Source organism: Methanobacterium sp. (genome assembly GCA_012838205.1).
Lineage (GTDB): Archaea > Methanobacteriota > Methanobacteria > Methanobacteriales > Methanobacteriaceae > Methanobacterium.
On the sequence record DUPR01000024.1, the window covers coordinates 26,927 to 40,679 of the forward strand.

The 13,753-nt window shown below is 36.7% G+C and carries 11 protein-coding genes; 6 read left to right on the top strand and 5 right to left on the bottom strand.

Annotated features, from left to right (window positions below):
• Position 1: 1 nt before the first annotated feature.
• Positions 2-811 carry a hypothetical protein gene (locus GXZ72_03455; GenBank protein ID HHT18597.1) on the bottom strand — a complete coding sequence of 270 codons (810 nt, stop codon included), beginning with the start codon at positions 809-811 and terminating at the stop codon, positions 2-4.
• Positions 812-1,226: 415 nt separating this feature from the next.
• Between GXZ72_03455 and GXZ72_03460 the strand changes: the two genes are divergently transcribed.
• From GXZ72_03460 to GXZ72_03475, 4 genes are all read left to right on the top strand, one after another.
• A complete protein-coding gene (locus GXZ72_03460) occupies positions 1,227-1,577 on the top strand; it encodes a class III signal peptide-containing protein (protein ID HHT18598.1) in 351 nt (116 codons plus the stop codon).
• A 138-nt stretch (positions 1,578-1,715) separates the two neighbouring features.
• Positions 1,716-1,937, top strand: a complete 222-nt coding sequence (locus GXZ72_03465; GenBank protein HHT18599.1) for a hypothetical protein — start codon at positions 1,716-1,718, stop codon at positions 1,935-1,937.
• Positions 1,938-2,057: 120 nt separating this feature from the next.
• Positions 2,058-3,086 (top strand): M42 family metallopeptidase, encoded by a 1,029-nt coding sequence (locus tag GXZ72_03470; GenBank protein ID HHT18600.1) that lies wholly within the window; start codon positions 2,058-2,060, stop codon positions 3,084-3,086.
• Positions 3,087-3,252: 166 nt separating this feature from the next.
• On the top strand, positions 3,253-3,471 hold the full coding sequence (locus GXZ72_03475; GenBank protein ID HHT18601.1) for a hypothetical protein: 219 nt from the start codon (positions 3,253-3,255) through the stop codon (positions 3,469-3,471).
• A 113-nt stretch (positions 3,472-3,584) separates the two neighbouring features.
• On the opposite strand, the gene GXZ72_03480 is transcribed toward GXZ72_03475, so the two are convergent.
• The 4 genes from GXZ72_03480 to GXZ72_03495 form a co-directional block, all read right to left on the bottom strand.
• Positions 3,585-4,295 carry an AAA family ATPase gene (locus tag GXZ72_03480; protein ID HHT18602.1) on the bottom strand — a complete coding sequence of 237 codons (711 nt, stop codon included), beginning with the start codon at positions 4,293-4,295 and terminating at the stop codon, positions 3,585-3,587.
• 210 nt (positions 4,296-4,505) lie between these two features.
• The gene (locus GXZ72_03485; GenBank protein ID HHT18603.1) at positions 4,506-5,789 is read right to left on the bottom strand and encodes a methanogen output domain 1-containing protein; all 1,284 of its coding nucleotides are present in this window, start codon (positions 5,787-5,789) and stop codon (positions 4,506-4,508) included.
• A gap of 107 nt (positions 5,790-5,896) precedes the next feature.
• Complete coding sequence (gene uvrC / locus GXZ72_03490; GenBank protein ID HHT18604.1) at positions 5,897-7,693, bottom strand: excinuclease ABC subunit UvrC; 1,797 nt, start codon at positions 7,691-7,693, stop codon at positions 5,897-5,899.
• 76 nt (positions 7,694-7,769) lie between these two features.
• Positions 7,770-8,600 (bottom strand): DUF169 domain-containing protein, encoded by an 831-nt coding sequence (locus tag GXZ72_03495; protein HHT18605.1) that lies wholly within the window; start codon positions 8,598-8,600, stop codon positions 7,770-7,772.
• A gap of 255 nt (positions 8,601-8,855) precedes the next feature.
• Here GXZ72_03495 and uvrB point away from each other — a divergent pair, with 255 nt between their 5' ends.
• Entirely contained in the window at positions 8,856-10,811 is a 1,956-nt protein-coding gene (uvrB, locus tag GXZ72_03500) for an excinuclease ABC subunit UvrB (protein HHT18606.1), read from the top strand.
• Between the two features lie 15 nt (positions 10,812-10,826).
• Entirely contained in the window at positions 10,827-13,739 is a 2,913-nt protein-coding gene (uvrA, locus tag GXZ72_03505; protein ID HHT18607.1) for an excinuclease ABC subunit UvrA, read from the top strand.
• The last annotated feature ends 14 nt before the right edge of the window (positions 13,740-13,753 follow it).

Sequence of the window (13,753 nt, forward strand, 5' to 3'; positions counted from 1 at the left end):
ATCACCTTGTCCACACATATAATACATACTTGGCCTTAACTCCGTGAATATTTTCAGGATTAATATCTTGACTTGGGGTTCCTTTTGGTACTCGGATGACATAAACATTCATCGTATCTCCAGGAGATCCTGCAAGTCGTGTCTGAATTCGGTTCTGTTGTAAAGTTTCTCCGTTTTTTAATTGTTGAATCACAGGATCAATATAACGTATCAATGGTGGAGATGACGGAAATTCACTAGTTGGAACAACCCTTTGGTTGCCAGTGACTCCATTAATCTCAACCCATCCTGAACTGACTTTGTCGGAATTATCAACATAAACATAATAATCAAATGCATCAAGATAAGCCCTATTAGTTGGAAAATACTCGGTAAGAGTTATTGGGGACTTTGTAAGTCTTATATTTTTTAATTCTGCAACAATATCAAATTCAGATATTGAAACTATCCGTTCGACCGCTACCACATCAGGAGCATCCTCTCTAGTTTTAGTGTTACCTACGCTGTTAAGGTCTCGTATAGTTTTGCCAGTTTTCAACGTAGTAATTAATAATTGAAAACTGTACTGATTACCTAACATACTTTGAACATTTGCAGGTGTGATGGCCCCAACCTTGTCCGTTGATAAAACGTACTCAAGAGGTAATTTATTACTACTATCGTACTTAGCCAAGCCCACAGATTTTACTTGAGAAGCACCCCGGGTCTCCCAATCATAAGGAGTACCTGATGTTTTTAAAAGAGCATTGCTGGTATCCTGAGCAGAACGTTCCATTGAACTTCGGTAAACGACATCCTGCGTATCAAACATAATATTGCCCATATTAGCAGCAACTAAACCCAAAATGATGGTTATTGGAATTAGAGCCAGTAATAAGTCAAGCGAAAATGCTAAACCTCTTGAATCTTTTTTAAATAATTTCAGGAAAACCCCTCTCCTTTATCTGCATTCAATATTCATTATGAAATTACATATAATATAAACTAATTATTACTGTGTTAATATAGTATTCTATAAATTGTGTATACTATAGATTAATTTGTTTTTTTAACTATATAACTTTTTGAATTAATAATACTCAAATCATGATATATACTTTAATAAAGATGAAGAATATTATGATAATATACTATATTATTTATTAGATGCGAAGATATATTTAAGTACGAAGTTTACAAAAAATGTAAACTTTAGTTATTATAAAATAAAGCAGATACAAAAGGAATTGATTCCCATGGATGAAAAAGGACAATTATCAGTAGAAGTAATCCTTTTTGTAGCTATAATCCTATTTATTGTGCTTGGGGTTGGCGTTTTTGTTAATGAGCAAAGCGTGAAAAATAGTATTGCAACTGCAGTTAGATTTGGAGCTGAAAACGGCACAACTGAAATGGGGATTAGCAATCCCGGAACTTTACCAGTTAAAGTCAATGGTATCCAAATGGATGGAACCAAAAAGGTTACTATACATCTTTCGCGTGAAGTGAATCCCAGTGAAAAAAATACGATCTTAAAAAGTGTGCAAAGATCCCTTAGTTCACAAGGATATAGTGGTATAACAGTATCTATAAGTTAAATCATACACAAACAAACACGGGATCAAAACAATTACAAATCACTACTTAAAAAATGAATAAAAATCATATCAAGGGATATAACTAAGCATATGAGCATTCTAACAGTATTTTATCAAATGTTATCGTAGGCGATGTCCATGGATGAAGATGTAACAATAAGCAAACCAAAAAGTTCCAAACCCGATAAAAAAAGAAACATAAATATGTGGGGCCTTTACTTCAGCTTATTCTTTATCATAGTTGGTCTGGTCTGGTATGGTGTTAATATGGGAATAATACCCATCACTTTCCTCCAGGAACAAGCAGGCCCTATCTTGTTGGTTATAATTGGAATTATTATTCTCATTAAATCATTTTAATCCAAATTGCTTTGGAAAAAATTTATAGAAATGTATGATTTAGTATTTCCATCACTTTGATTGAATGAAAAAAATATTAATAAAATTTTAATTTTTATTCTATGAATTTGAGGTTTTAATATGAAAAAATTATTAGAAAAACTATCTAACGCTTCTGGTGTATCTGGATTCGAAGATGAAGTTCGAAACATAATGATGGACGAATTAAAGGAACATGTGGATGATTTAGAAATTGATGAAATGGGTAACCTTATCGCCTTAAAAAAGGGAACCCCCAATGGGAAAAAAGTGATGTTAGCTGCCCACATGGACGAAATTGGGCTTATGGTAAGATATATTGATAAAAATGGATTCATAAAGTTCTCTAAACTGGGTGGGATCAACGACCAGATGTTACTAAATCAGGAAGTTTACATCCACAGCCAGAAAGAAAAAGTCATTGGTGTAATAGGGAGCAAACCTCCTCACAGGATGAAAGCGTCTGAAAAGAAAAAACCAGTAGAATATGAAAATATGTTCATTGACATCGGTGCTTGTAGTAAGGAAGATGCGGAGCAAATGGTCAATGTGGGTGATCCCATCACCATTAAACAGGAATTTACAGAACTGAAAAATGATCTGGTAATGGGAAATGCCATGGACAACAGAGTGGGATGTGCCATTCTCTTGGAAGTAATGAAAAGAGCCAAAAGCAATGCCAACATTTATGGTGTGGGCACAGTTCAGGAAGAAGTGGGTCTTAAGGGTGCAAGAACTTCTGCCTACCGTATCAATCCAGATATGGCATTGGCCCTAGACGTAACCATATCTGGAGACCATCCTGGAATAAAAGAAGAAGAAGCACCAGCAAAGGCAGGTAAAGGCCCTTGCATCATACTCACTGATGCCAGCGGAAGAGGAATTATCACCCACCCCAAAGTAAAAGAACTTTTAATCGATGTAGCCCGAGAAGAAGAGATACCATATCAGTTAGAAGTGAGTGAAGGAGGCACCACTGATGCCACCGCCATCCACCTCACCAGAGAAGGTATCCCCACAGGCGTTATATCACCACCATCCAGATATATACACACACCAGTTAGTGTGGTAAATATAAATGATGTAGAAAACGCTGCAAAACTCATCCTGGCGGTTTTAAAAAAGATTTAACCTATTTAGTTCTTAGTTAAAGGGATTGCAGAAAATAACATAAAAATTCATTGGGTCGAATAAAATTCATTAGGACTTAAATATTCTTCACTTTGATGCAAAGGATGACAATAGAAATTTATATAACCTTATCTAATAAATAGAAAGTCAATTCCGAGGGTTTTAAATGGATAAAATAATAGTGTTGATGATAGTTGGCTTGTTAATTATCGGGGCCATTGCACTAAGTGATATTTTAAAATCACAAGATACAGACAGTCCGCAAACAGCCCCCCAAGAAAAACAAACCTATAGTAACCCAACTCCTGATGATCCATTGCCCAACAATACTACAGAAGTCGTTACAAATCCACCAATTCCACCCAGCCATGTTTCACAGTGTTAACAATTACTATAATCCCTAATGAACACTATGAATAAAATTCAATGCAAATTCCCATTATTGAACTAATAGAACCTTTTTTTAAATTTCTCCATTATTAATCCTATAATTTTTCTTTAATCCTTACTTTCCAAGCTGGATATAATTTCGATGCCATTATCATTAATTTCATAAGTCAGGAATTGAGTAGGTGTCTTGGTGCTTCTCATTTTCACAAAATCCATCACCCTCTCCCTTCGACCGGTGTATGGATTTTCTCTTTTCATAAGTTTAATTGCTCCATAAACAGAAAATAGCGCGATTTCATTGAATTCTTTAGATGTAGCACTGTCTAGTATAACCAGAGAAGTGATGTTTCTTTGTTTTAATTCGTAAACCAGAAGATCAAAACGATCCCGAAATTCATAGGGGTTGAGTTTAGCTGTATAACTACCTATATTGTCAATAACTACTGCTTCTGTGTCTTCAGGTAGATTCTTGATGAAACTTGAGAAATTTCCCTTCATTGCTTCTGCATCTATGCTGATCTCCGCCTCAGTCACTTTAGCTCTAACACCAGCAAGTTCAATAAAACGTAAAAGTCCACTGTCTGTGAATGATTTAATATCCCATCCAAAGGTGGACCCTTGAGTATAAAGGTCCTTTGAATCCTCTTCAGTTGTGATGTAAACAGTTTTAATATTCTGTCGACAGCAAGAAAGTGCGAATTGTAAACCAAATATTGTTTTCCCAGAACCAGCGTTTCCAGTGATAAGGACTGTTTTACCTCTCGGAAGTCCGCCTGTGAACTGATCAATACCTTTTAACCCTGTTTTTATTCGTTCCAAATACTAAACCCCCTTGAAAAAGTGAATTAGGATAATTTTTTAATTAACATGTTCTGCTACTTTCTCCAAATTAATAATCTCACGGGTTATAATTATTTTTTTAGGCGTGTTAAGGTTCTTTTTTGCAAATTTGAAATAAAGGAATAATTGTTGATTTGTATCCATCAAAGTCAATTATAGTAAAAATATTAATAAATCCTTTTTGGATGCCTAAAATAGTTTGAAATCAAATGAACAATCTTTATTACCATCTAGTATGCATTTGTTTTGTTCTACATTTCCTTTTAATGAAGTCCAAGTGAAACTGCGTATGACTATAGCTCGGCATATTAAGCAAAATATTGGGCTGGCACTGGTTTCACTCATCCAGGGGCAGTTGCCCAAATAAAGATTATTTTTACCATTCTCGAAATTAATGTCCGCCTTGGTAACAATACCTAAATTAGACATGAATTCACTAATCCAGGAGAGATAACACTGAAAAATGACTTCTTTGGATGATTGTGACTCATCTTCCAAGTTCACACCTTGATTAATCTGACATTTTTCCATTTCCTCCAAAAATAGGGGTTTCATGTGTTTTTCAAACCTATCCCCAAAACTTTGGACAATATTATTTCTAACTTGTGGTGGAATGTTAGAAGCAAATATTGGCAAAGTACTGAGAATGAAACCAGAAAGTTCTCCTCGAGCTTTGTCTTTAAGTAATGCTTCTCTTTCCTTGGCTTCCTTCCTGCGCTGGGTTACATCCCGGAACACCAGAGCCACACCTATAATGTTTCCATTTTCATCCTTTATAGGTGCACTGCTATCATCAATAGGAATATGATGTCCTTTTTTATTTATTAAGCAGACTTGTGATGGTAATCCAATAATAGCATCATTTTCAACCACTTTAACAACAGGATCATCCACAATAGAACTATTATCCTCATTTATTACTCTGAATATTTCGCTTAAAGGGCGGCCAATGGCGTCATCATGATTCCAGCCAGTTATCTCACAAGCCACTGGATTCATGAATTTGATTTTTCCCTGTTTATCAGTGGCTATAACGGCATCTCCGATACTTTCTAAGGTTGTTGAGAGCCATTTTTCGCTTTCTTTAAGTTTGCTCTCCATTTGGTGTTTGTATAACGCTACTTCAACTGCGCTATGTAATTCTCTATCATCAAAAGGTTTTATTATATAACCAAATGGTTGTGTTATTTTTGCTCTTTTCAGAGTTCTTTCATCAGAATAAGCAGTTAAATATACAACGGGAATATCATAACTATCCCTTATCTTTTGAGCTGCCTCAATTCCATCCATTTCTCCCTTTAGAACTATGTCCATAAGCACCAAATCAGGCTTGTTTTGGGCGACATTCTCCAAGGCTTCCTCTCCTGAAGGAATGATTGCAGTAACGTGATAACCCAAAACTTCAGCTCGGTGCTTTATATCCATGGCCACAATGCTTTCATCTTCTACAATCAATATTTTAATTTGAGACATGCCACTCCCCTATAATATTATGATTGCTATATAATAATATTCCCCCATTAGACTTATAATATTTCTTATTAATAATGGTAAAACACCAATTTTTTAGAAAACTCTTATCATTCATCCTCTTGGTGAAAAAAATCATATATTTTAAGGGCTAAATTTTTGTTTATACCATTAACCTCTGCAATTTGTTCTGTACTGGCATTTTTTATAGTATTTAAATCACCAAAATGTCTTAAAAGATTCATTTTACGTTTAGGGCCAACACCGGGTATTTCATCCAGAAGGGATCTTTCCAGGTCTTTTTGTCGGAGTTTTCGATGATATGTTACTGCAAATCTATGGGCTTCATCCCTTACACTCTGAAGCAAATGTAACGCTGTAGAATCAGTGGGCAAAATGATAGGGATAGAAACTTCAGGTATGAATATGTGTTCAAACTCCTCAGCTAAACCAATAACACCAGTTTTTATATCTAATGAATTCAAAACTTCTTTTGCTATGTTAAGCTGACCACGACCTCCATCAACTATAATTAAATCAGGTATTTTTCCACCAGAAATGGCAATTTTCTCATATCTTCTGGTGAGAACTTCACGCATCATGGCATAGTCGTCAGGACCTGGAGTTTTTAGTTTAAACTTACGATAATGGCTTTTTTTAGGTTTTCCATCTTCGAAAACCACCATGGAGGCTACTGCCATTTTTCCCCCTAAGTTAGAAACGTCAAAAGCCTCAATACGGCGGGGGATTCTGGGGATATTAAGATATTTTTTAAGATCAAGTAACGCTACCCTGGCTTGTTGGTAATGATTTGTTATAATTTTCGCGTTTTTAGTAACCATTTCAACTAAACGATATTCTAAACCTTCTTCTGGTACTTTTAAAGATATTGCATAATTTTTAGGATGTTTGTCAGGATTTTCCACGTTCATTTTCTCAGAAAGCCATTGAGTGATCAGTTTCTCGTCTTGGATCTTGATAGGTAGAAGAATCTCAGCAGGCACTGGTCTAGGTCCAGAGTAGTACTGTTTTATAAAAGCCCCAATTATCTCCTGCGGATAGTTATCCTGAGCACCTTCCATAAGAAAATCCTCTTTCCCCATGATTTTACCTGATCTAACTCTAAAAACAACCACAACAACTACATCATCATTAACTGCATAGGATATCACATCCTGATCTAGGCTTCTGTTGAATTCCATCTTCTGTTTTTCCATAACTTCATCAAGGGAGAACAGTTGATCCCTGATGACAGCAGCCTTTTCATAATCATGATTCTGAGCAGCTTGTTCCATCTCTTTTCTCAGAAGCTCTAAAACTTCATTATGACGACCTTCCAAGAACAACTTCACTTTATCCACATTTTTCTGGTAATCCTCTTTATTTATGTTACCAGAGCAAGGTGCTGGGCAAAGGTCAATCTGATAATTAAGACAGGGCCCATCCATCCGTTTACAATCTCTGAGGCGGAATACTGGTTTTAAAAGTTTCAAAATACTCCTAACAGATGTAACATCCGTAAAAGGACCATAAAAAAAAGAACCTTCATGTTGGAGATTGCGGGTTATTAAAAGCTTCGGATAATCTTCAGAAGTAATTTGGATATAGGGAAATCGTTTATCATCTTTAAGACGTATATTGTAACGGGGTAAATGTTTTTTTATGAGGTTAGATTCCAAAATAAGGGCTTCTTTTTCAGTGTCAGTGACCATGTACTCTAAATGATGGAAATGGCGCATCAAAATCCTGGTTTTTGGATCATCCAGTTGGGCTTTGAAGTAACTTTTAACCCTTTTTTTAAGGGATTTGGCTTTGCCCACATATAGAATATCATCATGAACATTCTTCAGAAGATATACGCCTGGTTTTTCTGGTAAATCATCAGGGTTGTTAATAGTGGTTGACAAAATTGATCCTCATATAATGATCTTTTGAAAAATCTTGTTACTGTTCTTATTCCATTTTAGTAAGAAAATCTAATTATTATTTTCGTTTATACTGTCGAACATCATCCCTATTTTTGGGGTATGCAACTTCGGGCCGTTTGACTGCAAAAGAATCATCCAAATCATTACACATATCTATAGCTATATTTAAGGGAATTCCCAGTGCCATGAAATCTGTTGGGAACCAATGGTTTCCAGTAGGATCAGTAGGCCCTATGAAAGCAGCATTATTTGGTGTTTTTTCAGCTAAATGTGCAGGATAAGTGATCATTGTTGCACAAGCAGGGCCAAATGGACATATGATTGATTCAAATGGGTTTGTTGTTCTGAAATGAATCAAACTACAAAGGTTACGGATTTGCTGTGCATTACCAAAACAGAGGAATGACCGAATAATGGGATAACTTATATCACCATAGTCATAATTTTCTAGCTGTTCGTCTTCACTGAATTTATCACAAGGTTCCACAATTAGATTCTTCCTTGGTAAATTAATTGAACCAATTGATTCAGTGAATTTCTCAAATAATTCAGGGCTGGCTTTTAAATATTCAGCATCTCCATTTGCAAAATCTTCGTGCCCAGTGGATACAAAGTATTTGATGTAGGGTGATAGTTTCTTTGAAAATCCCAACCAAGTAATACCTCCCAAACAAAAGCCTTTGAGACAATCCGGACCCATATAAAGCGTAGGTGTGTTTTCATCCATAGCAGCGGTAAGTATCGCTTTAGCAGCACATTTATCAACTGAAACCATAGGTACTGCATCTTGAGGGATTTCATCATGAAAATATACACATAATGGTGTAGTTTCAAGCATTCCAGCTCGTATCAATGATTTGCCTATTCGTTTAATGGAATTCGACATTTTTAATCCTCCTGAATCTATGAAAAATTGCATATGATATTCAATTAATAAAAATTATGGTTAATATTCCAATAAGGATTATTTAATTAAATATATTGGAAGAGTAGTATACGAACAGTTCATGGATCAGTGAATTATATATAATATATAATGAATAGAATTTAATTGTAATTTTGTCAAGAAAATTTATAATCTGTTTTTAGATTTATTAATGATCTTTATTAATATTTTGTTTTTTCAAGAGAGGACTGATCAATGAGAAAATTTGAACTTTTGTCGACTTATAAACCTTTGGGAGACCAGCCTAAAGCCATTAAATCTTTGTCTGAAGGTGTTTGTAGTGGGATGAAACACCAGACCCTTTTAGGAGTTACTGGTTCTGGGAAAACTTTTACAATGGCCAATGTTATTAAACAAGTGCAGAAACCCACTCTAGTAATTTCTCACAATAAAACACTGGCAGCACAACTCTATGAGGAGTTTCGAGAGCTTTTTCCTAATAATGCTGTTGAATACTTTGTCAGTTATTATGATTATTATCAGCCAGAGGCTTATGTTCCCCAGACAGATACTTACATTGATAAAGAATCGTCTATTAATGAAGAAATCGATATGATGCGCCATAGCACAACTCAATCACTCCTCAGCAGGGAAGATGTTATTGTAGTGGCCAGTGTGTCTTGTATTTATGGTATTGGTGCTCCAGAAGACTACGGAAACCTGGTACTCTTACTTGAAGTGGGACAACAAATCGACCGGGAGGAAATACTCTCAAAACTGGTTGAAATGCAATATGAACGTAATGATATTGATTTTACACGTGGAAAGTTCAGAGTGCGTGGAGATGTAGTTGAGATATTCCCTGCTCAGGGGAAAACCCCTATCCGAGTAGAGCTTTTTGGAGATGAAGTGGACAAACTATCATTCATAGATCATGTAAGAGGTCAAGCCACCCGTGATCTAGATAAAGTTGTGGTATTCCCTGCAAAACACTTTGTAACTACGCCTGACAAAATGGAAAAAGCCTTAAGTGCAATTGAAGATGAATTAGAAGACAGATTAAGAGTTTTAGAGGCAGAAAATAAGCTTGTTGAAGCTCATAGACTGGAACAACGCACTAGATTTGATTTGGAGATGTTGAGGGAAATGGGTTACTGCCAGGGAATTGAAAATTATAGTATGCATATTTCTGGTCGTAAATGGGATGAAACACCTTACAGTCTACTGCGTTACTTCCCTGATGATTATCTTACTATAATTGATGAATCACATGTTACCGTACCCCAAATAAGAGGAATGTATGCTGGAGATCGGGCACGTAAGGATGTATTAGTTAATTACGGTTTCAGATTACCTTCAGCTCGTGAAAACAGACCCCTAAATTTTGAAGAATTTGAAAGTTTGCAGAATCAGGTGATTTATGTATCAGCAACCCCTGCCCAATACGAACTTAATCTTAGCCAACAAGTAGCAGAGCAAATTATCCGCCCCACAGGTTTGGTGGACCCGGAAGTGATGTTAAATCCAGTTCGTGGCCAAGTTGACCATCTTCTTGGACAAATCAGGAAAAAGGTAAATGATGGTCAGCGAGTGTTGGTAACTACATTAACCAAACGCATGGCCGAAGACTTAACTGACTATTATGCACGTGCTGGTGTAAAAGTTCGTTACCTACACTCAGAGATTAGCACCCTGGAACGAATAGATATAATCGACGACTTGCGTAGAGGAGAATTCAACTGTTTGGTGGGCGTTAACCTCCTCAGAGAAGGATTGGATCTCCCAGAAGTAGGGTTAGTTGGTATTTTGGACGCAGATAAGGAAGGATTTCTTCGCTCTGAATCCTCATTAATACAGACCATTGGTAGAGCTTCACGGAATGTTGAAGGCCAAGTAATGATATATGCAGATGAAATGACTGATTCTGTCCGTAATGCAGTACAAATTACAAATAAAAGACGTAAGATGCAGTTACAATATAATAAAGACCATGGAATCATTCCGAGAAGTACTGAGCGGACTTTGAAAGAGAAAACGTCTCAAAAAGACGTTATTATGCGTGATGATGTGGATAAAATGCCTAAAGACGAATTACGTCTTTTAATTAAAGATTTGAAAGAGGAAATGAAAAAAGCAGCTGCCAGACTGGATTTTGAAGAAGCAGCCAGTATTCGTGACAAAATATTGATGTTGGAAGGAGTTTCAGATTAGAGGAGTTTCGTATTCATGAATAAGAAAGAAAATATTCTTATAAAAGGTGCCAGGGAGCATAATTTAAAAAATATAGACTTAAATATCCCTCGAGACAAGTTCGTAGTTATTACTGGAATTAGTGGATCTGGAAAGTCTTCCCTGGCTTTTGACACTATTTATGCTGAAGGACAGAGACGTTACGTGGAATCACTCTCAGCTTATGCTAGACAATTTTTGGGGCAGATGAAAAAACCAGAAGTAGATTATATTGAAGGATTATCCCCCGCTATATCCATTGACCAAAAAACAACTCGAATGAATCCTCGTTCAACTGTTGGTACTGTAACCGAGATTTATGATTATTTAAGACTTCTCTATGCACGCATTGGCACTCCACATTGCCATCAGTGCGGTAAAGCCATAAGTCAGCAGACAGCTAGCCAAATTGTGGACAGCATACTCCAAGAAAAGGAAGGTAGTAAAATACAAATCCTCGCACCCCTGATCCGGGACAGGAAGGGTGAGCATAAAAAGGTTTTCCAAGAACTGCGACGGAAAGGTTTTGTAAGGGTAAGGGTTGATGGAGAAATCCATAATCTGGACTCAGACTTGCAATTGGAAAAGAACTTCAAACACAGTATTGAAGTTGTGGTAGACCGCTTGGTAATCCGTTACGACCGTGACTTTGAAAGTAGACTGGCAGATTCTGTGGAAACTGCACTGGAATTGGGGGAAGGGCTTCTAATAGTAGTTCAAGGATCCTCAGAAAATGGAAAAGAGAAAATTTACAGTGAACATTTTGCTTGTGCAGATTGTGGAATAAATTTTGAGGAAATCAGCCCCAGAATGTTTTCATTCAACAGTCCCCATGGAGCTTGTCCAGAATGTAATGGATTAGGAAGTAAACTCGAAATTGACGCAGATTTGGTGGTACCAGACCATGAGCTCTCCTTAAATGAAGGAGCAATATTGCCGTGGAGTAAATCTAAACACAGGGATAATTATTATGGGCAGATGTTAAGGGCAGTAGCTGACCATTATGGCTTCAGCATGGACACTCCCTTCCATGATCTTCCCCAAAAATATCAGGAAATTATTTTGTATGGATCTCCAGATAAGATTGAATTTGTTTTCCAACGGAAAAACCGTTTACACCGGGTGAATCGTTATTTTGAGGGCGTTGTGCGGCGTATGGAGAGAATATACATGGAAACCAAATCCAATTATATGCGTAGTTATATGGGTCATTTCATGAGCGATAGGAAATGTCCAGCGTGTGATGGGACCCGTTTAAAGCCTGAAAGTCGTAGCGTGACTGTTGGTGATAAAAATATTCCAGAAGTAGTAGAAATGCCTATAAAACATTCTTATGAATTCTTTGAATCTCTGAAATTATCCCAAAGAGACCAGTACATTGGTCATGAAGTTTTAAAAGAAATAAAGGAACGTTTGAAATTCCTGAAAGATGTGGGTTTGGATTACATTACCTTAGATAGATCTTCGGGAAGTCTTTCGGGTGGAGAAGCTCAGCGAATACGCTTAGCAACACAAATTGGTTCTAGATTGGTGGGAGTTCTCTACATTTTGGACGAACCAAGCATAGGCCTTCATCAGCGCGACAACCATCAACTCATCGAAACTCTTAAAAAATTAAGGGATATCGGAAACACTCTTATTGTAGTGGAACACGACGAAGATACTATACTCAGCGCAGATTATGTAGTAGATATCGGACCTGGAGCTGGTGAACATGGCGGCTGGATAACAGCAACTGGAACTCCCCAAGAAATAATGGAAAACCCTGATTCTATAACTGGTCATTACCTTTCCCGGCAAGAGAGTATACCACTCCCTGTAAATCGCATGCCCCCCAATGGGAACTATTTAACTGTGAAGGGTGCCAGGGAACATAACTTGAAAAATATTGATGTAAAATTCCCAATGGGAGTTTTTACTTGCATTACAGGAGTTTCTGGATCAGGTAAGAGTACTTTAATTAATGATGTTCTCTACCGGGGACTTTATGGTATTTTAAACAATAAACACTTAAATCCAGGCAAACATGATGCGATTACAGGTGTAGAAAATGTGGATAAAATCATCATCATAGATCAATCCCCTATAGGTCGTACTCCACGTTCAAACCCGGCTACTTATACAGGGGTGTTTACATATATTCGGGAAATATTTGCCCAGACACCCACTTCTAAGAAGAGAGGTTACAAACCAGGAAGGTTCAGTTTTAATGTTAAAGGAGGAAGATGTGAAGCTTGTTCTGGTGACGGTATAATTAAGATTGAAATGCACTTTTTAGCTGATGTTTATGTGCCTTGTGAAGTCTGTAAAGGTAAAAGATATAATAGGGAAACCCTTGAAATTCGTTATAAGGGGAAAAACATCTCTGAAGTTCTAGATATGACTGTTGAAGAAGCATTGGAATTTTTTGATAGTATTCCACGTATAAAAAAGAAATTAAAGACTTTGGACGATGTGGGTTTGAGTTACATTAAGCTAGGACAACCTGCCACAACTTTATCTGGAGGAGAAGCTCAAAGGGTTAAATTAGCCAAAGAATTGAGCCGTCAAAGCACTGGCCACACACTGTATATATTAGATGAACCCACAACTGGATTGCATTTTGCAGACATTAAGAAACTCTTACAAGTTTTGGAACGGCTACGTGATGGAGGAAACACTGTCTTGGTGATTGAACACAACCTAGATGTGATTAAAACCGCTGATTATATCATTGATTTGGGACCTGAAGGTGGAGACGGTGGGGGGATGGTAGTTGCCCAAGGTACGCCAGAAGAAATTGCCACTAGCGGATCATATACTGGGGAATTTTTAAAAGAAGTCTTAAATAAAGCTTCTAAATCCATAAATCCAAAAATAAGTCATGAAAAAGAGTTAAGTAAATCAACAACAGAAAATCGTGGAAAATGAACAAAATGAGAAGT

Coding starts and splice junctions, on each gene's coding strand:
- GXZ72_03455 (HHT18597.1), bottom strand. CDS start 811: ATGTTTGATACGCAGGATGTCGTTTACCGAAGTTCAATGGAACGTTCT.
- GXZ72_03465 (HHT18599.1), top strand. CDS start 1,716: ATGGATGAAGATGTAACAATAAGCAAACCAAAAAGTTCCAAACCCGAT.
- GXZ72_03470 (HHT18600.1), top strand. CDS start 2,058: ATGAAAAAATTATTAGAAAAACTATCTAACGCTTCTGGTGTATCTGGA.
- GXZ72_03475 (HHT18601.1), top strand. CDS start 3,253: ATGGATAAAATAATAGTGTTGATGATAGTTGGCTTGTTAATTATCGGG.
- GXZ72_03485 (HHT18603.1), bottom strand. CDS start 5,789: ATGTCTCAAATTAAAATATTGATTGTAGAAGATGAAAGCATTGTGGCC.
- GXZ72_03495 (HHT18605.1), bottom strand. CDS start 8,600: ATGTCGAATTCCATTAAACGAATAGGCAAATCATTGATACGAGCTGGA.
- uvrB (HHT18606.1), top strand. CDS start 8,856: ATGAGAAAATTTGAACTTTTGTCGACTTATAAACCTTTGGGAGACCAG.
- uvrA (HHT18607.1), top strand. CDS start 10,827: ATGAATAAGAAAGAAAATATTCTTATAAAAGGTGCCAGGGAGCATAAT.